Origin of the sequence: Kineococcus rubinsiae, assembly GCF_011839805.1 — a bacterium.
Lineage (GTDB): Bacteria > Actinomycetota > Actinomycetes > Actinomycetales > Kineococcaceae > Kineococcus > Kineococcus rubinsiae.
The window spans coordinates 189,214-210,601 of record NZ_VWPY01000002.1; the positions used below are offsets into that span (position 1 = coordinate 189,214).

The window sequence follows — 21,388 nt, forward strand, 5'->3', positions numbered from 1 at the left end:
CGGGCTCCTCGTCGTGCACCGCCCGGGTGCGCGGGTGCCGCGGCCGAGGTGGACGAGCGGTGAACACGCCGCCGCGCAGCGCGCCCCGCCGCTCGCGGGTGGCGCGGACGGAATAGGGTCGGGGCATGCGCAGAGCGAAGATCGTCTGCACCCTCGGGCCCGCTGTGGCCGGCCCCGAGAGGTTGCGAGCCCTGGTCGACGCCGGGATGGACGTCGCCAGGATGAACCTGAGCCACGGCTCCCAGGACGACCACCGGGCCAACTTCGAGGGCGTGCGGGCCGCCGCGGAGGCCACCGGCCGCTCCGTGGGCATCCTCGCCGACCTCCAGGGCCCGAAGATCCGGCTGGGGAGGTTCGCCGCCGGCCCGCACGACCTGGCCGTCGGGGACTCCTTCACCATCACGACCGAGGACGTCGTGGGCACCAAGGAGGTGTGCTCGACGACCTACAAGGGGCTGACGGGCGACGTCTCCGCGGGGGACCGCATCCTCATCGACGACGGCAAGGTCGGCCTGGAGGTCCTCGAGGTCGACGGCCCGCGCGTCGTGACCCGCGTGACCGTCCCCGGGCCCGTCTCGAACAACAAGGGCATCAACCTGCCCGGCGTGGCCGTCAGCGTCCCCGCCCTGTCGGAGAAGGACATCGACGACCTGCGGTTCGCGCTGCAGCTCGGCGTGGACATGGTCGCCCTGTCCTTCGTGCGCAACGCGGCCGACGCGGCCGACGTGCACGCGATCATGGACGAGGAGGGCGTCACCGTCCCGATCATCGCCAAGGTCGAGAAGCCGCAGGCCGTGGACAACCTCGCGGAGATCGTCGCGGCCTTCGACGGGATCATGGTGGCCCGCGGCGACCTGGGCGTGGAGCTCCCGCTCGAGGAGGTCCCGATCGTGCAGAAGCAGGTCGTGGAGATGGCGCGCCGCCAGGCGAAGCCCGTCATCGTCGCGACCCAGATGCTCGAGTCGATGATCACCGCCCCCCGGCCCACGCGCGCCGAGGCCTCCGACTGCGCCAACGCCGTCCTCGACGGCGCCGACGCGCTGATGCTGTCCGGCGAGACGAGCGTCGGGGCGTTCCCGTACGAGGCCGTGCGCACCATGGCCCGCATCATCGAGAACACCGAGGCGCACGGCGCCGAGCGCATCGCGCCGCTGGGCTCCGTCCCGCACACCAAGGGCGGCGCGGTCACCCTGGCCGCCTCGGAGATCGGCAAGCAGCTCGACGCCAAGCTGCTCGTGACGTTCACGCAGAGCGGGGACTCGGCGCGGCGCCTGTCGCGGCTGCGCTCGAGCATCCCCCTGCTCGCGTTCACGCCCGAGCACGCGGTGCGCCGCCGCCTGGCGCTCAGCTGGGGCATCGAGCCCGAGTTCGCGCCGTTCATCGAGACCACCGACGAGATGGTCGTCCAGGTCGAGAAGCGGCTGCTGGAGATGGGGCGCTGCGAGCAGGGCGACCTCGTCGTCATCGTCGCCGGCGCCCCGCCCGGGATCGTGGGCTCGACCAACGCCGTGCGGGTGCACCGCATCGGCGACGCTCTCGACGGGGCCGCGAAGGCGTACACCCAGGCCTGAGCCGGACGCACGACGGGGGACGGACCGGCCGGTCCGTCCCCCGTCGTCGTCGGTGCCCCGACGCTGCTGTGCCCTGGGTGGGATTCGAACCCACACTGGATCGAGTTTGAGTCGACTGCCTCTGCCGGTTGGGCTACCAGGGCGTCCGGTGCGCGGCGGCGGGGCCGTCGCGACGGATCCCCACCCTAGCGGGGGGCGGTCGTCGGGCCGCCCCGGCTCCCGTCCCGGCAGGTGGCGGGAGGTCTCGGCGCCCCGGGGGTGCTCCGTCTAGGATGCTCCCCGTGACCAACACTGCCGACACCCCCAGCACCTCCTCGACGACCACGCGGCGCGTCGTGGTGGCGGAGGACGAGGCGATCATCCGCCTCGACATCGTCGAGATGCTGCAGGAGGCGGGCTACGACGTCGTCGGTCAGGCCGGCAACGGCGAGGAGGCCGTGGCCCTCGCCGAGGAGCACAAGCCCGACCTCGTCGTGATGGACATCAAGATGCCCGTCCTGGACGGCATCTCGGCCGCGGAGCGCATCGTCAAGGCGCGCATCGCCCCGGTCGTGCTCCTCACCGCGTTCTCGCAGTCCGAGCTCGTGGAGCGCGCCCGCGACGCCGGCGCGATGGCCTACGTGGTCAAGCCGTTCACGTCCGCGGACCTGCTGCCCGCCGTCGAGATCGCCGTCAGCCGCCACCAGCAGATCATCGCCCTCGAGGACGAGGTCGCCGACCTCGCCGACCGCTTCGAGACGCGCAAGCTCGTCGACCGCGCCAAGTCCAAGCTGCAGACCCAGTTCGGCATGTCCGAGCCCGAGGCGTTCCGCTGGATCCAGAAGACCTCGATGGACAAGCGCCTCACCATGCGCGAGGTGGCGACCACCGTCATCAGCGCCGGCGAGGACCGCTCCTGAGCGCCCGGCACGTCTGACCACCACGAGGAGGGGCCCGCCCGCGGGCCCCTCCTCGTGGTGCATCTGACCAGTTCCGGGCCCTCCCGCCGGGCTCCGTGTGTAACGGACCGGTGAACACCTGCACGGCTTGCACCGCGAGCGCACAGTCCTCCCTTACTGTTCACCCCGGCTCCACCGTCCGACGGTGGATCTCGCGGTGCGTGCTGCGCCCCGCGTCCACGGCTCAGGAGGACATCCCCGTGCGCTCGATCGTCAAGCTCGCGACACCGTTCGCGGCCGCCGCCCTCCTCCTCACCGCCTGCGGTGGGACGACCGGTGGCAGCACCGACGCGGAGTCCTCCGCGGGCGGCGCGTCCGGCTGCCCCGAGGGTGCCAGCATCGGTTTCTTCGGCGCCCTCACCGGCCCGAACTCCAACCTCGGCAACAACATCCAGAACGGCGTGAAGCTGGCGGTCGACCAGCACAACGCCAAGCCCGACGCCTGCCAGGTGACGGTGACGCCGTACGACTCCCAGGGTCTGCCCGACCAGGCCTCGGGCCTCGGCACCCAGGCCGTGCGCGACACCAAGGTCCTCGGCATCGTCGGCCCGGCGTTCTCGGGCGAGTCGAAGGTCGCCGACCCGCTGTTCGCGGAGGCCGGCCTCGTGGGCATCACCCCCTCGGCCACCAACCCGGCGCTGGCGGAGAACGGCTGGAAGACCTTCTTCCGCGTGCTCGGCAACGACGCGTCGCAGGGCCCGGCCGCGGCCTCCTACATCACGACGACGCTGCAGGCCAAGAAGGTCTACGTCATCGACGACGCGAGCGAGTACGGCAAGGGCCTCGCGGACATCGTCCGCAGCGACCTCGGCGCCGCCAAGGTCGGCGACGACACCGTCCAGACCGGTCAGACCGACTTCTCGGCCGTGGTCGCGGGCATCCGCGCCTCGGGCGCCGACGCGGTGTTCTACGGCGGCTACTACTCCGAGGCCGGCCTGCTGCTGAAGCAGATGCGCGACGCGGGCGTCACCACGACCTTCGTGACCGACGACGGCGCCAAGGACGAGGGCCTCGTCACCGCCGCCGGTGCGGCGAACGCCGAGGGCACGATCATCACCTGCCCGTGCCTGCCCCCGGACAAGGCCGGCGGCTCGTTCGTCGCCGACTACACCGCGGCGTACGGCACGGCCCCCGGCACGTACTCCGCCGAGGGCTTCGACGCGGCCTCGATCCTCATGGCCGGCATCGAGGCGGGCAAGACCACCCGCGAGGACCTGCTCGCGTTCGTCAAGAGCTACGACGCTCCCGGCGTGACGAAGCAGCTGAAGTTCGACGAGAAGGGTGAGCCCAGCGACATCAGCGTCTGGGCCTACAAGATCGCGGGCGGCCAGATCGTCGCCGACCAGGAGATCAAGGCCTCCTGACCCGTGCCACCGGCCCCGTCGCGCTCGCGGCGGGGCCGGTGCGTGCGTGAGGTGTTCCGACCGTCCGACCCCGGTGCGACCCGGCGCCCTGCGCCGCGCACCCCCTGACCCCCGGTGGTCTCGTGAGTCTTGAAACGTTCATCGACCTGACCTTCACGGGTCTGGTCGTCGGTGCCATCTACGGGCTGTTCGCCCTCGGGTACACCCTCGTCTACGGCGTCCTGCGCCTCATCAACTTCGCCCACTCCGAGGTCTTCATGTGGGGCAGCTTCGCCGCCGTCTGGGTGATGATGCTGCTCGGCGGCCGCACCGGGATGGGCGTGCTGCCCGCCATCGGCCTGCTGCTGGTGGCCCTCGTGGCGGCGATGCTCGTCAGCGGTGGCGTGGCCCTCGTCGTGGAGCGACTCGCCTACCGCCGGCTGCGGGCGAAGAACGCCCCGCCGCTCGTGGCGCTGATCTCGGCCATCGGCATGTCGTTCGTGCTGTCCGAGGTCATGGGCCTGCGCGACCGGATCGCCGGCTGGGTGGGCCTGCGCGAGCCGCTGGCCCCCTACGTCGAGAAGGCGCGCGAGAACGTCTCCTTCGTCAACCCGCTGCAGTCGGTGACGCTGTTCTCCATCAGCGGGTTCCAGGTCCGCTCCACGCAGGTGATCGTCCTGGTCGCGGCCATCGTGATGATGGTCGGGCTCGACCAGTTCGTGCGCCGCTCGCGGCTCGGGCGCGGCGTGCGCGCCGTGTCGCAGGACCCGGAGGCCGCCGCGCTCATGGGCGTCGACAAGAACCGCGTCATCCAGCTGACGTTCCTGCTGGGCGGCCTCATGGCCGGCGCGGCCGCGGTCCTGTACCTCATGCACATCGGCGTGACGAAGTTCAACGTGGGCTTCATCCTGGGCATCAAGGCCTTCACGGCCGCGGTCCTCGGCGGCATCGGCAACATCCGCGGGGCCCTGCTCGGCGGCCTCGTCCTGGGCCTGGCCGAGAACTACGGCTCCAACATCTTCGGTTCCAACTGGAAGGACGTCGTGTCCTTCCTCCTCCTCGTCCTGGTGCTGCTGTTCCGCCCGACCGGCATCCTGGGCGAGTCGCTGGGGAAGGCCCGCGCATGAGCACCTCCGCCACGTCCGCACGCCCGACCCGACCCGCCCGCCGCGGCCTCGGCGACCGGTGGGCCGCGCTGCCCAAGCCGGCCAAGATCGTCGTCTGGGTCCTCGTCGCCCTGCTGGTCTACGCGCTGCCGCTGCTGAACCCGCCGATCCTCTCGACGCCGGACTCCGACTTCGGCTCGGTCATGTTCACCGTCGCCTCCTACGCGCTCGTCGCGCTGGGGCTGAACATCGTCCTGGGCTACGCCGGGCTGCTGGACCTCGGCTACGTCGGGTTCTACGCGATCGGCGCGTACACGGTGGCCGTCTTCGGCTCCCTGCACGGCAAGGTGCCGTTCGTCCTGCTCATCGTGCTGGCCGTCTGCATCTCCACGGCCTCGGGGCTCCTGCTGGGTGCCCCCACGCTGCGCGTGCGGGGCGACTACCTCGCCATCGTCACCCTCGGCTTCGGCGAGATCGTCCGCCTGGTCTTCCTCAACACGGAGTGGCTGAACGCGGCGCGCGGCATCACCAACGTGCCGCGCCCGCCGAGCCTGGACCTCTTCGACGTCCCGCAGCTGCAGTGGAGCGGGTTCACGGCCACGGTCGACCTGGGGACCCAGTCCACGTTCCTGAAGTTCGGGCTGCTCGACGGCATCCCGTACTACTGGCTGGCCCTGACGGTCATCATCGTCGTCCTGGTCGCCGACGTGCTGCTGCAGGCCTCGCGCGTGGGCCGCGCGTGGGAGGCGACCCGCGAGGACGAGGAGGCCGCCGAGCTCAACGGCGTCCCCACGTTCCGCTACAAGCTGCTCGCGTTCGCGATGGGCGCCTTCATCGGCGGTCTGTCCGGGGCGCTGTACGCGGCCCGCACGGGCGTCGTGAACCCCGAGACGTTCATCATCCAGCTGTCGATGCTGTTCCTCGCCGCGGTCGTCATCGGGGGCCAGGGCAACCGGTGGGGCGTCCTGCTCGGGGCCGTCGTCGTGGCGTACCTGCCCGAGCGGTTCCGCGAGTTCGCGGAGTTCCGGGTGCTCGCCTTCGGCCTGCTCCTGCTGGCGCTGGCCAACTTCCGCCCGCAGGGGCTGCTGCCGCCGCGCCGGGCGCGCCGGGCCAAGGCCGCCGCGCAGGAGCTGGAGGAGCTCGAGCACTCCGGTGCCGCGAGCGGGGACACGAAGGAGGGGGGCATCCGTGCCTGAGCTGACCACCGACGACACGTCGACGGGCGCGCCGCGCGAGTTCGGCCCGCCGCTGCTGAGCATGGAGGCCGTGACGCTGCGCTTCGGCGGCGTCGTGGCGCTGAACGACGTCTCCTTCGACATCCGCCAGGGGGAGATCCTCGGGCTCATCGGCCCCAACGGCGCCGGCAAGACGACGTGCTTCAACGCCCTCACGGGCGTCTACCAGCCGACGTCCGGGCAGGTCGTCTTCGACGGTCGCCCCCTGGGCAACCGCAAGCGGTACCAGATCAACCGGCTCGGCATCGCGCGCACGTTCCAGAACATCCGCCTGTTCCAGAACATGACGGCGCGCGAGAACGTCCTCGTCGGGGCCGACTCCCACCACCGCGCGGGCGTCGTCAACTCGCTGTTCCGCCTGCCCCTGCACCGCCGGGAGACCGCGGACGGCAACCGCCTGGCGGACGAGCTGCTGGACCTCATGGACCTCGGGCACCGCTCCGAGGACCTGGCGCGCAACCTGTCCTACGGCGAGCAGCGGCGCCTCGAGATCGCCCGGGCGCTGGCCACCAAGCCGAAGCTGCTGTGCCTGGACGAGCCCGCGGCCGGGTTCAACCCGGTCGAGAAGCAGCGCCTCATGGACCTCATCCGGCGCGTGCGCGACCTGGGCAACACCGTGCTCCTCATCGAGCACGACATGCGCCTGGTCATGGGCGTCACCGACCGGATCGTCGTCCTGGAGTTCGGCAAGAAGATCGCCGACGGCCTGCCGTCGGAGATCCGCAACGACCCGGCCGTCATCGCCGCCTACCTGGGCGTCGACGACGAGACGGACGAGGAGGAGACGCCGTGAGCACGGACACCGCCACCGGAGCGGGGGCCGCCGGGCGCGCGCTCGGCGAGGACCTGCTCGTCGTGGACGACCTGAGCGTCAACTACGGGCGCATCGAGGCCATCCGCAACGTCTCGTTCCGGGTGCCGCAAGGGGGCATCGCGACCCTCATCGGGGCCAACGGCGCGGGCAAGACGACCACGCTGAAGGCGATCTCCGGGCTGCGCAGCATCCGGACCGGGCGGATCCTCTTCGAGGGCGAGGACATCACCAAGGTCCCCTCGCACAAGCTCGTCACGCGGGGGATCTGCCAGGCCCCCGAGGGCCGCGGCATCTTCCCCGGCATGACCGTCGAGGAGAACCTCGACATGGGCGCCTACACGCGCAACGACCGGCGCACGCCCGCCTACGCCGCGGACCTCGACCGGGTCTTCACGCTGTTCCCGCGCCTGCTGGAGCGCCGCAGCCAGTTCGCGGGGACGATGTCCGGCGGCGAGCAGCAGATGCTCGCCATCGGGCGGGCGCTGATGTCGCGCCCGAAGCTGCTGCTGCTGGACGAGCCGTCCATGGGGCTCGCCCCCAAGCTGATCCAGCAGATCTTCGCGATCATCCGCGAGATCAACGCGCAGGGCACCACGGTGCTCCTGGTCGAGCAGAACGCCGCCCAGGCGCTGCGCACCGCGGACCTGGCCTACGTGCTGGAGACCGGCAGCGTGGTCCGCGAGGGCACCGGGGCCGCCCTGGCGGCCGACGACTCGATCCGCGCGGCCTACCTGGGCGGCGACGTCTAGGACCGCACGAGCAGCACCCGCGCGCACCGCGCGAGCAGGACCCGCACGGGACGAGGACCCACCGGCACCGCCGGTGGGTCCTCGTCGTCGTGACGGGCTCCTCGTCGTCGGGCGTGCGCCGCGAGGTCACCGGATGGTCACGCGCAGGTCACGGGGGACGACGTGGAGTCAACCTGGGCGCCGACGCGCGGGGCGATCTTCCGCCGGCGCGCGGAGCCCGCTATGTTCCGACGCAGCCGCGAGGGCGGTGACCGGTAGCGGGGGCCCCGGACGTTCGAGGAGGACGCGACGTGGCACGTGCTGCCGTAGAGGTGCGCCAGGCGACCGGCGCCGACGTGGACGACCTGCTGGCGCTGTACAGCTCCGCCCGGCACGGGCGGGAGGCGGCCGGCGCGGCCGCGGACCAGGTCCGCGACCGGCTGCTGCGGGCGCTGGACGGGGACGAGGTCCGCGTCCTGCTGGCCACCGTCGCCGAGCGCCCCGTGGGCTACGCCCTGCTGACCGCGGCCCCGCTGCTGCCGCTGACGACCTCCACGGGCCCGAGCATCGAGCACCTGCACGTCCTGCCGCAGTCGCGCCGCCGCGGCGTGGCCCGGGCGCTGCTGGCCCGCGCCGCGACCCTCGCCCACGCCGAGGGCGCCGAGCAGCTGTGCTGCACCGTGGCCCCCGACGACCGCGAGTACACCCGCTACATGGCCCAGCTGGGCTTCGCGCCCGTCGTGGTGCGCCGCGCCGTGGCCCTGCCCGTCCTGCGCCGCCGCCTCCTCGTCGACGCGGCCGTCGCCCCGCAGCACGCCGGCGACGTGCTCGCCCACCGCCGCTCCCTGCGCGAGCGGCTGGCCCGCGGGGCGGCCGACACCCAGCCGATCCCGGCGGTGGCCGAGGAGGTCCCGCTGGCGCGCACCGCGACGGAGCCGCCGCCCGCCGGCGGCCGCCGCCCGCGCCGCGTGCGCTCGGTGCCGTCGGGCTTCTGAGCGCCCCCGCCGGCGCCGGGAGGTGTCCGGGGTCGCCACTACCCTGACGGGCGTGACCCCTGCTGCCGGCACCCGCTCCCGGGCCGCCACGAAGACCGCCGCTCCCGCCCGGAAGTCGGCGGCCGCCCGCGCCGCCGAGGCCCGCCCGCGGCTCCTGCTCGTCGACGGGCACTCCCTGGCCTACCGGGCGTTCTTCGCGCTGCCGGTGGAGAACTTCTCCACGACCACGGGGCAGCCGACCAACGCGGTCTACGGCTTCACGTCGATGCTCATCAACGTCCTGCGCGACGAGGAGCCCACGCACCTCGCGGTCGCCTTCGACATCTCCCGGCAGACCTTCCGCACGGAGGAGTACGCCGAGTACAAGGCCAACCGCGCCAAGAGCCCCGACGAGTTCCGCGGGCAGGTCGAGCTCATCAAGGAGGTCCTCGACGCCCTGAAGGTGCCGGTCGTCGTGAAGGACGGCTTCGAGGCCGACGACGTCATCGCGACCCTGACGACGCAGGCCGTGCAGGCCGGCTACGACGTGCTGGTCTCCACGGGGGACCGCGACGCGCTGCAGCTCGTCAACGACGCCGTGACGGTCCTCTACCCGCGCAAGGGCGTCTCGGACCTGCTGCGCATGACCCCCGAGGTCGTCGAGGAGCGCTACGGCGTCCCGCCCGAGCGCTACCCGGACCTGGCTGCGCTGGTGGGGGAGACGAGCGACAACCTGCCGGGCGTCCCCGGGGTGGGTCCCAAGACGGCCGCGAAGTGGATCACCACCTACGACGGCCTCGACGGCGTCATCGCCAACGCCGACCTCATCAAGGGCAAGGCGGGGGAGAGCCTGCGCGAGCACCTCGACGGGGTGATCCGCAACCGCCGCCTCAACGCCCTCGTGCGCGACCTGTCGCTGGAGGTGGAGCCGGCCGACCTGCACCGCCGCGCGTGGGACCGCGAGCAGGTGCACACCGTCTTCGACGGCCTGGAGTTCCGCGTCCTGCGCGACCGCCTCTTCGCGACGCTGGAGTCCGCCGAGCCGGAGGCCGAGGGCGGCTTCGGCGTCGACGGCGCGATCCTGCTCGCGGGGGAGGTCGCCCCCTGGCTCACCGACCACGCGCAGGGCCGCACCGGCCTGCACGTCGCGGGGGAGTGGGGCCGTGGGGCGGGCGACGTCACCGGCCTCGCGCTCGCCGGCGCCGACGGCGTCGCCGCCTGGCTCGACCCGGCCACCCTGGAGCCCGCCGACGAGCAGGCGCTCGCGGCGTGGCTGGCCGACCCCGAGCGGCCGAAGGTCGCCCACGACGTCAAGGGCCCGACCCACGCCCTGCACGGTCGCGGCTGGGAGCTGCGCGGCCTGGTCCAGGACACCGCGCTCGCGGCCTACCTGTGCCACCCCGACCAGCGCAGCTACGACCTCGCCGACCTCGCGGTGCGCCACCTCGGCCGCGAGCTGCGCGCCGAGGGCGCGGCCGTGCCCGTCGCCCCGTCGGAGGACGGCGACCAGCTGACCCTCGACGCGGGCGACGGTCCCCTGGGCGGCGACGACCAGGCGCGGGCCGAGGAGGGCATGGTCCGGGCGCTCGCGGTGTCCGAGCTCGCCGACGTCCTCGCCACCGAGCTCGACGCCCGCGGCGGCACGCGCCTGCTGGCCGAGGTCGAGCTGCCCCTGGTCGACGTCCTCGCCCGCCAGGAGCGGGTCGGCATCGCCATCGACGCCGACCTCCTCGCCGAGCTCGAGCAGCACTTCGCCGACCGCGTCGCCGAGGCCCAGCGCCTGGCCTACGAGGTCATCGGGACCGAGATCAACCTCGGCTCGCCCAAGCAGCTGCAGGTCGTGCTGTTCGAGCAGCTGGAGATGCCGAAGACCAAGAAGACGAAGACGGGCTGGACGACCGACGCGGACGCGCTCGCCGCGCTCTACGTGAAGACGGAGCACCCGTTCCTGCAGCACCTCCTGGAGCACCGCGACGCCTCGCGGCTGCGCCAGACGGTCGAGGGGCTGCAGAAGTCGATCGCCGACGACGGCCGCATCCACACGACCTACCAGCAGATGATCGCCGCGACCGGGCGGCTGAGCTCGACGGACCCGAACCTGCAGAACATCCCCATCCGCACCGACGAGGGCCGCCGCATCCGCGCGGCGTTCGTCGTGGGGCGCGGGGACTCGGGCGAGGGCTTCGAGAGCCTGCTCACGGCGGACTACTCGCAGATCGAGATGCGGATCATGGCGCACCTCTCGGCCGACGAGGGCCTCATCGAGGCGTTCCGCTCCGGCGAGGACCTGCACCGCTTCGTCGGCAGCCGCGTCTTCCACGTCGAGCCCGCCGAGGTCACCTCCGCGATGCGGGCCAAGATCAAGGCGATGTCGTACGGGCTGGCCTACGGCCTGTCGCCCTTCGGCCTGTCGAACCAGCTGAAGATCTCCACCGAGGAGGCCAAGGGCCTCATGGACGAGTACTTCGAGCGCTTCGGCGGGGTCCGCGACTACCTGCAGGGCGTCGTCGCCGAGGCCCGCCAGTCGGGCTGGACCGAGACGATCATGGGCCGGCGCCGCTACCTGCCGGACCTGACGAGCGACAACCGCCAGCGCCGGGAGATGGCCGAGCGGATGGCGCTGAACGCCCCCATCCAGGGCTCGGCGGCCGACATCATCAAGGTCGCGATGCTCGGGGTCGACGCGGGGCTGCGCACGGCCGGGATGCGCTCGCGCCTGCTGCTGCAGGTGCACGACGAGCTCGTGCTCGAGGTCGCCGACGGCGAGCGGGACGCCCTGGAGCAGCTCGTGCGCGCGGAGATGGCCGCCGCGGCCGACCTCGCCGTGCCGCTGGACGTGTCGGTGGGCATCGGCGCGTCCTGGCACGAGGCCGGCCACTGACCGGGTGACCGGACCCGCCGGTCACGGCGGGCGGACGCGGGCGCGGGGAGGGTCGCGGGCGGGCGCGGGGCGGGCGCGGGGCGGGGGAGTGGCGGTCCGGTGCTCGCGCCGAACGCCGGCGCGCCCGTCAGCGCGGTCTCGTGCCCGCGAGCAGCTGCGGGAGCGCCGCGTCCAGGCGCGCCACCAGCCAGCGCGGTGCCGGCACCCGTCGGCCCCGCTCCCGCGACGCGGCGTCGGCCCCCCACCACGCGACCCGTCGCTGGTCGTCCGGGGTGGCCGCCCCCTCGCGGTCGCCGGCCGTGCACGCCTGCACCTCGGCCACCGCGCCGGCGGCCTGGACCACGCGCCACGCGTCCAGCGACAGTCCCCGGCGGGACGAGGCGGCGTAGCTGCCGAGGGCGACGGCCCGCTCCTGGCGCCGCCGGGTGGTGTCCGCCGGGGAGACCGGCGCGGCCCGCACCCGGTGCGCGACGAGGTCGGCCACCTGCTGGCTGACGACGACCTCGGGGCCGACGTCGGCGACGCCGATGCTCGCGAGGAAGGCGAGCAGGCCGTCGCCGACGAGCAGCCGCGCGGGCCGGTCCGCCTGCCCCGGTGCGCCCGGCTCCTCGGCCAGGGCCGAGGCGCCCAGCGTGAGGACGGGGTTGTCCCCGCCCTGCAGCTCGGGCACGGCCGCGACCGCGGCGATCAGCTGCTGCGCGCGCAGGGCCGCCGCGCGCGGGGCCAGCCCGTCGCGCGCCGTCAGCAGCCGGGTCAGCCGGACGGGGTCGCGCAGCACCCCGCCGTGCACCGCCAGCAGCCCGACGTCGGCGGCGTCACCGCCCCAGAAGCGCTGCGTGCTGCTCAACGCCCGCTCGAGGTCGGCGCCGGTGGCCGGGTTCGGCGCCCAGGCGCCCTCCCCGGCGCGCCCGAGCAGCGCGGCCTCGTCGGCGGGGAGGTCCAGGACGCCGTTGGTGAGGAGGAACCGCAGCTGCTGCGGCTCCACCCCGCGCAGCTGCCAGGCGACGAACCGGGTGAGCCGCGACGGCCGGCACCCCGGCGCGTCGGGGTCCAGCAGCGCCGCCACGGCGGCGGCCACGGGGGAGGCGCCGGCCGCGGGACGGGCGGGCGCGACGGCACTCCGGCCGGCGGAGCCCGGCGTCCCGGTCACGAGCGCCGTCCCGCCGACGACCAGCAGGACACCCGTGGCGGCGGTGGCGACCACGCGCGCGAGGGAGGACACGGGGTGCCGACCTCCCTCCGCCCCGGCGCCCCCGGCGTCGTCGCCGGGCACCGGCCGGGGCCGTCTCGAGGGTAGGCGCGTCGGGCGGCGCGCGCAGTCCCCGGCGGGTGCGGCGCCTCCCTCCGCCCCGTCGGCCCCGCGAGCCCCGTCGGCCCCGGCGGCGGGGGTCCGGCGTCAGGCCCGGCGCAGGCAGAGCACGAGCGTGCCGGGCACGAGCTCGCCGCGCAGCCGGCTCCAGCCGCCCCACACCGCCTCACCCGCGTGCCACTCGGGTTCGGCGAGGTCCTCGACGGTGAACCCGGCGCCGCGGGCCAGGCGCACCCAGTCCCCGACGGTGCGGTGGTGCTCGACGTAGCGGACGCTGCCGTCCTCCTCGGTCTCCACGTAGGGGCGGCGGTCGAAGTAGGAGTGCGTCACCGTCAGCCCCTCGGGGCCCGGGACGTCGGGCAGCGCCCAGCGCAGGGGGTGCGGCACGCTCCCCACGAAGCGGCCCCCGGGGCGCAGGACACGCGCGGCCTCGGCCAGCACCCGGTCGGCGTCGGCCACGAAGGGCAGGGCGCCGTAGGACGTGACGACCAGGTCGAAGGCGGCGTCGGCGAAGGGCAGGACGCGCGCGTCGCACTGCAGCAGGGGCGTGCGCGGGGAGCCCCCGTCCGCGGCGGCGCGCCGGTCCTCCAGGGCGGCGCCCTCGCGCAGCATCCCGAGGGAGAGGTCGGTGGCCACCACCGCGGCGCCGCGGGTGGCGAGCCAGCGCGCGCACTGCGCGCCGCCCGCCCCGACCTCCAGCACCCGCAGGCCGGCGACGTCGCCGAGCAGCGCCGCGTCGGCCTCGCGCCAGCCCTCCGGGCCCCAGACGAGGTCGGAGCCGGGGCGGTCGTCGCCGAGGAAGGTGCCGTGCTCGCTGCGGTAGCCGGCCGCCTCGGCGTCCCACCAGGTGCGCTGGGCGCGCACGGTGTCGGCGGCCGCCACGGGCCGGCGCCCCACGGACGGCTGGTCGGGGTGGTTCGCGTCGCTCACGCGGCCATCCTGGCGCGCGCGGCGGGTGGCGCGGTCCCAGCGGGGTGCTTTGCCCCCGACTTCGCGCCCAGCTATCCTGGAGGAGCGAGCGTCTGCCGTCCCACCGACCGGAGGGACGCCGCTCGTGACCGCGAGGTCCCTCGCGCGTCTCCCCTACCAGTGTCCCTGACGGAGCCCCTACCTCCATGACCACCACTACGACCGCACCGGCGAGCACGACGCCTCAGATCGCGATCAACGACATCGGGTCGGCTGAGGACTTCCTCGCCGCGGTCGATGCCACCATCAAGTACTTCAACGATGGTGACATCGTCTCGGGCACCATCGTGAAGGTCGACCGTGACGAGGTCCTCCTCGACATCGGGTACAAGACCGAGGGCGTCATCCCCTCGCGCGAGCTCTCCATCAAGCACGACGTCGACCCCAACGAGGTCGTGGGCGTCGGTGACGAGGTCGAGGCCCTCGTCCTCCAGAAGGAGGACAAGGAAGGCCGGCTGATCCTGTCCAAGAAGCGCGCTCAGTACGAGCGCGCCTGGGGCACGATCGAGGCCAAGAAGGAAGCCGACGAGGTCGTCGAGGGCGTCGTCATCGAGGTCGTCAAGGGCGGCCTCATCCTGGACATCGGTCTCCGCGGCTTCCTGCCCGCGTCGCTGGTCGAGATGCGCCGCGTGCGCGACCTGCAGCCCTACGTGGGCAAGACGATCGAAGCCAAGATCATCGAGCTGGACAAGAACCGCAACAACGTGGTCCTGTCCCGCCGCGCCTGGCTCGAGCAGACCCAGTCCGAGGTCCGCCAGAACTTCCTCACGACCCTGCAGAAGGGTCAGGTCCGCTCCGGCGTCGTCTCCTCGATCGTCAACTTCGGTGCGTTCGTCGACCTGGGCGGCGTGGACGGCCTCGTGCACGTCTCCGAGCTGTCCTGGAAGCACATCGACCACCCGTCCGAGGTCGTCGAGGTGGGCCAGGAGGTCACCGTCGAGGTCCTCGACGTCGACATGGACCGCGAGCGCGTCTCCCTGTCGCTGAAGGCGACCCAGGAAGACCCGTGGCAGCAGTTCGCCCGGACCCACGCGATCGGTCAGGTCGTGCCGGGCAAGGTCACCAAGCTCGTGCCGTTCGGTGCGTTCGTCCGCGTGGACGACGGCATCGAGGGCCTCGTGCACATCTCCGAGCTGGCCGAGCGCCACGTCGAGGTGCCCGAGCAGGTCGTCCAGGTGAACTCCGACATCTTCGTCAAGGTCATCGACATCGACCTCGAGCGTCGCCGGATCTCCCTGTCGCTCAAGCAGGCGACCGAGTCGCTGGCCGCGGCCGGCGACGAGTTCGACCCGTCGCTGTACGGCATGGCGGCGGACTACGACGAGCAGGGGAACTACAAGTACCCCGAGGGCTTCGACCCCGAGACCAACGACTGGCTCGAGGGCTACGACACCCAGCGCGAGGCGTGGGAGACGCAGTACGCCCTGGCGCACGAGCGCTGGGAGGCCCACAAGAAGCAGGTCGCCGAGGCCGCCGAGGCCGAGGCGAAGGCCGAGGCCGAGGGCACGAACGTCGCCCCGGCCGCGAGCTCGAGCAGCTCCAGCAGCAGCTCGTCCTCGTCGTCGTCCTCGACGCCGTCGTCCTACACGTCCGAGGCTCCCGAGGCGGGCGGCACGCTCGCCTCCGACGAGGCCCTCGCGGCGCTGCGCGAGAAGCTCACCGGCGGCAACTGACCTCCGGTGCTCTGATCGACGAGAGCCCCGACCGGCGCTGCCGGTCGGGGCTCTCGTGCGTCCGGGCCGTGGTGCGTCGGGCGCTGCTGCGTCCGGGTGCGGAGGCGGTGACGGCTGCGCCGCAGGCGCTGCGAGGTCGTGGTGCCGCTCAGGCGGAGGAGGTCGTGCGGACCTGCGGCGGGACCTCGCCCGCGCCGGCGCGGCCCGGCTCGGGCCGGACGGGGTGCACGTGCAGGCCGGGGGGCGCCGTGCTGGCGCGCACGACCAGGGCCGGGTTCAGCCCGCCGAGGTCGACGACGCGGTTCGTGATGCGCCCCAGCAGCAGGTGCACGCAGCGGCGGCCGATCTCGGCGAAGTCCTGGTGCACGGTCGTCAGCGGCGGGTTGAGGTAGGCGGCCTCGGGGACGTCGTCGAAGCCCACGACGCTGACGTCGCCGGGCACGCTCAGCCCGTGGTCGACCACGGCGCGGACGGCGCCGATGGCCATGTGGTCGTTGCCCGCGAAGATCGCGGTCGCCCCGGCCGCGAGCAGGCGCCGCCCGCCCAGGTAGCCGGAGGGGGCCGTCCAGTCGCCGCGCACGGGCGGCGGCACGCGCCGGCCCGCCTCGACCAGCGCGGTGCGCCAGCCGGTGGCGCGCGAGCGGGACTCGGCCCAGTCCGCGGGCCCGGCCAGGTGGTGCACGGTCTCGTGGCCGAGCCCCAGCAGGTGCGCGGCGACCGCGCGGGCCGCGGCGACCTCGCCCCAGTAGGCGTCGGCCACCCCCGCGCCGTCGAGGCCGGGGGCGAGCACGCAGGGGAAGGTCGCCTCGGCGGCCGCGACGGCGGCCTGCGAGGCGTCCTCGGGGACGATGGCGACCGCCCCGTCGACGGCCTGGTCGCGCAGCTCCCGCAGCGCCTCGTCGACCGAGGCGGGCTTGAGGTCGCGGACCATGACGACGGCCACGGAGTAGCCGGCCTCGCGGGCGGCCTCCTGGACCCCCAGCAGGGTCATGGCGGGCCCGTGCAGCGCCGAGCTGGCGGCGACGACGCCGATGCGGCGCGAGCGGCGGGTGACCAGCGCCCGGGCCGCGGCGTTGGGGCGGTACCCGAGCTCCGCGATGGCGAGCTCGACGCGCTCGCGGGTGCGGCGGGCGACGGCGGGGGAGCCGTTGACGACGCGGGACACGGTCTGCTGCGAGACACCGGCGCGCTCGGCGACGTCGGCCAGCACGGGCGTTCGCTGGCCCTCGCCGTCCTCCGGGGCACCGGAGTCGCGGGGCGGAGTCATGAGCGCATCCTGACTTCTCGCCCCGTCGACGGCGACGGGGCGGACGGGGGTGCCGGCCCGGGCGGGCCGGCGGGAGCGGGGGGAGGACACCGGGGCGGCGCGGGAGGCGTCCGTCGCTGGTCGGGGGAAGAGTAGCCCAGCAACCTGGTGGTGGAACCCCTTGCGCGGGTGCCGGTCCGCCGGACGGGGCACGCAGCGCACGGGGACTGCTCCGCTCGGGGGATCCGGTTGACGGGGCGGGCTGCTAACGCTAACAATGGCTCAGCTGGCCCGCAGTCGTCGTCCATGGTCGAGGAAGCCGCGGACGCCCTCGTCGGGCTCCCCATCCGCACCGCAGCTGGTGCCCATCCCCCGTCATGAGCCTCGTCGTCCCATGACGCTCACGAGGTACAGAGGAGTTCCGCCGTGAACGTTCGTCGCCCCCTGGCTGTCCTGACCGCCGGCCTGGTGCTGTCCCTGTCCGCCTGTGGCGGTGGTGGCGCCGGCAGCACCGACGGTGCCAGCAGCTCCTCCGCCAAGCCCGAGGACATCACCGTCGGTGTCGCGATGCCGACCCAGACCTCCGAGCGCTGGATCGCCGACGGCAAGGCCGTCAAGGAAGGCCTCGAGAAGGCCGGCTACAAGGTCGACCTGCAGTACGCGAACGACGACATCCCCACGCAGGGCCAGCAGATCGACCAGATGATCACCAAGGGTGACGACCTGCTGATCCTCGCCGCGATCGACGGCACCGCGCTCTCGAGCCAGCTCGACGCCGCCAAGGCCGCGAACATCAAGGTCATCTCCTACGACCGCCTGATCCGCGACAGCGCGAACGTCGACTTCTACGTCTCCTTCGACAACTACAAGGTCGGCGTCCAGCAGGGCACCGCGCTGCTGACCGGCCTCGGGCTACTCAACGCCGACGGGTCCAAGGGCACCGCGACGGGGCCGTTCAACGTGGAGCTCTTCGCCGGCTCGCTGGACGACAACAACGCCGGGTTCTTCTGGAACGGCGCGTTCGACACGATCAAGCCCTTCATCGACTCGGGCGTCATCAAGATCAAGTCGGGCCAGACGAAGATCGACGAGGCCGCCACGCTGCGCTGGCAGCAGGAGGTCGCCCAGAAGCGCATGGAGGACCTGCTGACCTCCGCCTACAGCGACGGCAGCAAGGTCGACGGCGTCCTCAGCCCCTACGACGGCATCTCGCGCGGCATCATCACCGCCCTGCAGAACGCCGGCTACGGCGGCAGCGGCAACAAGATGCCGATCATCACCGGCCAGGACGCCGAGATCGCCTCCGTCAAGCTCATCAACGACGGCGTGCAGTACGCGACGATCTTCAAGGACACCCGCAAGCTCGCCGAGCAGGCCATCACCGTCGCCGAGGCCTACCTCGACGGCAAGGAGCCCGAGGCGAACGACACCAAGACGTACGACAACGGCGTCAAGGTCGTCCCGTCCTTCCTGCTGCAGTCCGACATCGTCTACAAGGACAACATCAAGCCCCTGCTGGTGGACTCCGGCTACTACACCCAGGCCGAGGTCGACGCCGGCCAGGCCAGCTGACCCACCCCGCAACGTCGTCCCGCGCCCGGAAGTCCGGGCGCGGGACGCGCTGTGCCGCAAGGCATCCCGCGAACCGCTCACGATCGAGGACCCGGCTGGCCGATGACCGACAACATCCTGGAAATGCGTTCCATCACCAAGACCTTCCCGGGCGTCAAGGCGCTCTCGGACGTCTCGCTCTCGGTCCGCCGCGGTGAGGTCCACGCGATCTGCGGGGAGAACGGGGCCGGCAAGTCGACCCTCATGAAGGTCCTCTCCGGCGTGTACCCCTTCGGGTCCTACGACGGCGAGATCCACTTCGACGGACAGCTCTCGAAGTTCTCGAACATCAGCGACTCCGAGCACGCGGGCATCGCGATCATCCACCAGGAGCTGGCCCTCGTGCCGTTCCTGTCGATCGCGGAGAACCTGTTCCTCGGCAACGAGCGCAAGGGCCGCGGCGGGCTCATCGACTGGAACCGCGCGAACGGCGAGGCCTCGCGCCTGCTGGCCCGCGTCGGCCTCTCGGAGAACCCCACGACCCCGATCGGCCAGCTGGGTGTCGGCAAGCAGCAGCTCGTCGAGATCGCGAAGGCGCTCAGCAAGGACGTCAAGCTCCTCATCCTCGACGAGCCGACGGCCGCGCTGAACGACACCGACTCGGCGCACCTGCTCGGCCTCCTGCGCCAGCTGCAGGCCGAGGGCATGACCAGCATCATGATCTCGCACAAGCTCAACGAGATCGAGGAGATCGCCGACACCACGACGATCATCCGCGACGGCCGCACGATCGAGACGTTCGCCATGGCCGGCGAGGCCGTGAGCCAGGACCGCATCATCCGCGGCATGGTCGGCCGCGACCTCGACAGCCGCTTCCCCGACCGCACGTCGAACCCGGGCGAGGAGGTGCTGCGCGTCGAGCACTGGACCGTGCGCCACCCGCAGCAGGACCGACTCGTCGTCGACGACGCCGGGTTCTCCGTCCGCGCGGGCGAGGTCATCGGGATCGCCGGCCTCATGGGCGCGGGCCGCACCGAGCTGGCCATGAGCGTCTTCGGGCGCTCCTACGGCCGCTACCAGGGCGGGCAGATCTTCAAGCGCGGCGAGCCGATCCAGGCCCGCTCGGTGCAGGAGGCGATCAAGCACGGCATCGCCTACGCGACCGAGGACCGCAAGAAGTACGGCCTGAACCTCATCGACGACATCAAGCGGAACATCTCCGCCGCCGCGCTCGACAAGCTCGCCTCCGGCGGGTTCGTCAACGCGCAGGAGGAGATCCGCGTCGCCGAGGACAGCAAGAAGAGCATGAACATCAAGGCGCCGACCGTGATGTCGCTGACGGGCAAGCTGTCCGGCGGCAACCAGCAGAAGGTCGTCCTGTCCAAGTGGATCTACTCGGACCCGGACGTCCTGATCCTCGACGAGCCCACGCGCGGCATCGACGTCGGCGCGAAGTTCGAGATCTACACGATCATCAACCGCCTCGTGGCGGCCGGCAAGGCCGTCATCGTCATCTCCTCGGAGCTGCCCGAGCTGCTCGGCATCTGCGACCGCATCTACACCCTGGCCTTCGGCCGGATCACGGGTGAGGTGCAGGTCTCCGAGGCCACGCAGGAGGGCCTGATGAGCCTCATGACGAGGGACCGGACGCCGGTCCGCGCCGGGGCGCACAGCGCCTCCGACGCCACGGGCACCGGCACCACGAGCACCACGACCACCCCCGACGACACCCAGGAGCACTCCGCATGAGCGGCACCGGCGACCTCCTCAGCAAGGGCCCGGCCACGCCGCCGACGAGCCCGCACACCCCGAAGACGGGCACCGCGAACCCCCTGGTCGCGATGACGCAGAACCTGCGCACGAGCGGCATCTACATCGCGTTCGTCCTCGTCGTGGCGCTGTTCGCGCTGCTGACCGACGGGCTCTCGCTGAGCCCCGGCAACATCACGAACATCCTGCTGCAGTACTCCTACGTGCTCGTGCTGGCCATCGGCATGGTCATCGTCATCATCGCCGGCCACATCGACCTCTCCGTCGGCTCGGTGGTCGCGCTGACCGGCGCGGTCGCGGCGAAGGTGAGCATCTCCGGCGGTCACCCGTGGTGGGTCGGCATCCTCGCCGCCCTCGGCGTCGGCCTGCTGATCGGTGCGTGGCAGGGCTTCTGGGTCGCGTTCGTCGGGATCCCCGCGTTCATCGTGACCCTGGCGGGCATGCTGCTGTTCCGCGGCCTGACCTACTACGTCCTCGACAACGTCTCGCTGTCGCCGTTCCCGGCGCAGTACACCAAGGTCGCCACCGGCTTCATCAACGGCATCATGGGCGGGTACGGCTACGACGCCTTCACCCTGCTCATCGGCGTGCTGGCCGTCGTCGGCTACGCCGTCAGCCAGGTCCGGACCCGCGTGGCCCGCGTGCGCTACGACCAGGTCGTCGACGCGATGCCGCTGTTCATCCTGCGCATCGTCCTCATCGCCGTCGTCGTCATGGCGCTGGCGTGGCAGCTCGCCCACAGCCGCGGCCTGCCGGTCGTCCTGATCATCCTGGCCGTGCTGATCCTGGCCTACTCGGTCGTCACGCGGTCCACGGTCTTCGGCCGCCAGGTCTACGCGATCGGCGGCAACCTCGCCGCGGCCCAGCTGTCCGGCGTGAACGTGCGCCGGGTCAACTTCTGGATCTTCGTCAACATGGGCTTCCTCGCGGCCATGGCCGGCGTGATCTTCTCCTCGCGCTCCAACGGCGCCCAGCCCGGCGCCGGCACGAGCTTCGAGCTCGACGCCATCGCCGCGGCCTTCATCGGTGGCGCGGCCGTCACCGGCGGCATCGGCACCGTCCGCGGCGCGATGGTCGGTGGTCTCCTCGTCGGCGTGATCTCCAACGGGATGCAGCTGCTCGGCCTCGAGCAGTACCTGCAGCAGGTCATCAAGGGGCTCGTCCTGCTCCTGGCCGTCGCCTTCGACGTCTACAACAAGCGGCGCGCCGGCGGGCGCTGACCCCGCCCCGCACCACCCGTCCCGCAGCACCCGTCAGGCCCGGCCGTCCTCGGCCGGGCC

The 21,388-nt window shown here is 72.7% G+C and carries 16 protein-coding genes and 1 tRNA gene; 13 read left to right on the forward strand and 4 right to left on the reverse strand.

Annotated elements, in window-relative coordinates:
• Positions 1-125: 125 nt before the first annotated feature.
• On the forward strand, positions 126-1,571 hold the full coding sequence (pyk, locus tag F1544_RS02775) for a pyruvate kinase (protein ID WP_167581837.1): 1,446 nt from the start codon (positions 126-128) through the stop codon (positions 1,569-1,571).
• A 69-nt stretch (positions 1,572-1,640) separates the two neighbouring features.
• Here the strand turns inward: pyk and F1544_RS02780 are convergent.
• A tRNA-Leu gene (locus tag F1544_RS02780) sits at positions 1,641-1,714 on the reverse strand.
• Positions 1,715-1,843: 129 nt separating this feature from the next.
• Between F1544_RS02780 and F1544_RS02785 the strand changes: the two genes are divergently transcribed.
• The 8 genes from F1544_RS02785 to polA all read left to right on the forward strand — a co-directional run bounded on the left by F1544_RS02785 (position 1,844) and on the right by polA (position 11,590).
• Positions 1,844-2,470, forward strand: coding sequence for an ANTAR domain-containing response regulator (locus F1544_RS02785; RefSeq protein ID WP_208971153.1), 627 nt, complete (start codon positions 1,844-1,846; stop codon positions 2,468-2,470).
• 200 nt (positions 2,471-2,670) lie between these two features.
• Positions 2,671-3,873 carry a branched-chain amino acid ABC transporter substrate-binding protein gene (locus F1544_RS02790; RefSeq protein ID WP_308469842.1) on the forward strand — a complete coding sequence of 401 codons (1,203 nt, stop codon included), beginning with the start codon at positions 2,671-2,673 and terminating at the stop codon, positions 3,871-3,873.
• Between the two features lie 122 nt (positions 3,874-3,995).
• The gene (locus F1544_RS02795) at positions 3,996-4,979 is read left to right on the forward strand and encodes a branched-chain amino acid ABC transporter permease (RefSeq protein ID WP_167581841.1); all 984 of its coding nucleotides are present in this window, start codon (positions 3,996-3,998) and stop codon (positions 4,977-4,979) included.
• Positions 4,976-6,154, forward strand: coding sequence for a branched-chain amino acid ABC transporter permease (locus tag F1544_RS02800; RefSeq protein WP_167581843.1), 1,179 nt, complete (start codon positions 4,976-4,978; stop codon positions 6,152-6,154). Before F1544_RS02795 ends, F1544_RS02800 begins: the two co-directional genes overlap by 4 nt.
• 61 nt (positions 6,155-6,215) lie before the next feature.
• Positions 6,216-6,986, forward strand: coding sequence for an ABC transporter ATP-binding protein (locus F1544_RS02805; protein WP_167581963.1), 771 nt, complete (start codon positions 6,216-6,218; stop codon positions 6,984-6,986).
• 53 nt (positions 6,987-7,039) lie between these two features.
• Positions 7,040-7,756, forward strand: a complete 717-nt coding sequence (locus tag F1544_RS02810; RefSeq protein ID WP_167581965.1) for an ABC transporter ATP-binding protein — start codon at positions 7,040-7,042, stop codon at positions 7,754-7,756.
• Positions 7,757-8,046: 290 nt separating this feature from the next.
• Positions 8,047-8,730 carry a GNAT family N-acetyltransferase gene (locus tag F1544_RS02815; RefSeq protein WP_167581845.1) on the forward strand — a complete coding sequence of 228 codons (684 nt, stop codon included), beginning with the start codon at positions 8,047-8,049 and terminating at the stop codon, positions 8,728-8,730.
• A gap of 52 nt (positions 8,731-8,782) precedes the next feature.
• On the forward strand, positions 8,783-11,590 hold the full coding sequence (gene polA, locus F1544_RS02820) for a DNA polymerase I (RefSeq protein WP_308469844.1): 2,808 nt from the start codon (positions 8,783-8,785) through the stop codon (positions 11,588-11,590).
• A 127-nt stretch (positions 11,591-11,717) separates the two neighbouring features.
• Here the strand turns inward: polA and F1544_RS02825 are convergent, their stop codons facing one another.
• Positions 11,718-12,812, reverse strand: a complete 1,095-nt coding sequence (locus tag F1544_RS02825) for a hypothetical protein (protein ID WP_167581848.1) — start codon at positions 12,810-12,812, stop codon at positions 11,718-11,720.
• 174 nt (positions 12,813-12,986) lie between these two features.
• A complete protein-coding gene (locus F1544_RS02830) occupies positions 12,987-13,829 on the reverse strand; it encodes a class I SAM-dependent methyltransferase (RefSeq protein WP_308469845.1) in 843 nt (280 codons plus the stop codon).
• A 185-nt stretch (positions 13,830-14,014) separates the two neighbouring features.
• Here F1544_RS02830 and rpsA point away from each other — a divergent pair, with 185 nt between their 5' ends.
• On the forward strand, positions 14,015-15,541 hold the full coding sequence (gene rpsA / locus F1544_RS02835) for a 30S ribosomal protein S1 (protein ID WP_167581850.1): 1,527 nt from the start codon (positions 14,015-14,017) through the stop codon (positions 15,539-15,541).
• Positions 15,542-15,689: 148 nt separating this feature from the next.
• Here rpsA and F1544_RS02840 read toward each other — a convergent pair whose 3' ends face one another.
• Positions 15,690-16,808 carry a LacI family DNA-binding transcriptional regulator gene (locus tag F1544_RS02840; RefSeq protein WP_167581851.1) on the reverse strand — a complete coding sequence of 373 codons (1,119 nt, stop codon included), beginning with the start codon at positions 16,806-16,808 and terminating at the stop codon, positions 15,690-15,692.
• A 405-nt stretch (positions 16,809-17,213) separates the two neighbouring features.
• Between F1544_RS02840 and chvE the strand changes: the two genes are divergently transcribed.
• The 3 genes from chvE to mmsB all read left to right on the forward strand — a co-directional run bounded on the left by chvE (position 17,214) and on the right by mmsB (position 21,328).
• Positions 17,214-18,359, forward strand: coding sequence for a multiple monosaccharide ABC transporter substrate-binding protein (gene chvE / locus F1544_RS02845; protein WP_167581852.1), 1,146 nt, complete (start codon positions 17,214-17,216; stop codon positions 18,357-18,359).
• A gap of 102 nt (positions 18,360-18,461) precedes the next feature.
• Positions 18,462-20,087, forward strand: a complete 1,626-nt coding sequence (gene mmsA, locus F1544_RS02850) for a multiple monosaccharide ABC transporter ATP-binding protein (RefSeq protein WP_167581854.1) — start codon at positions 18,462-18,464, stop codon at positions 20,085-20,087.
• Positions 20,084-21,328, forward strand: coding sequence for a multiple monosaccharide ABC transporter permease (mmsB, locus tag F1544_RS02855; protein WP_167581856.1), 1,245 nt, complete (start codon positions 20,084-20,086; stop codon positions 21,326-21,328). The genes mmsA and mmsB overlap by 4 nt, the downstream gene beginning before the upstream one ends.
• Positions 21,329-21,388: the final 60 nt, after the last annotated feature.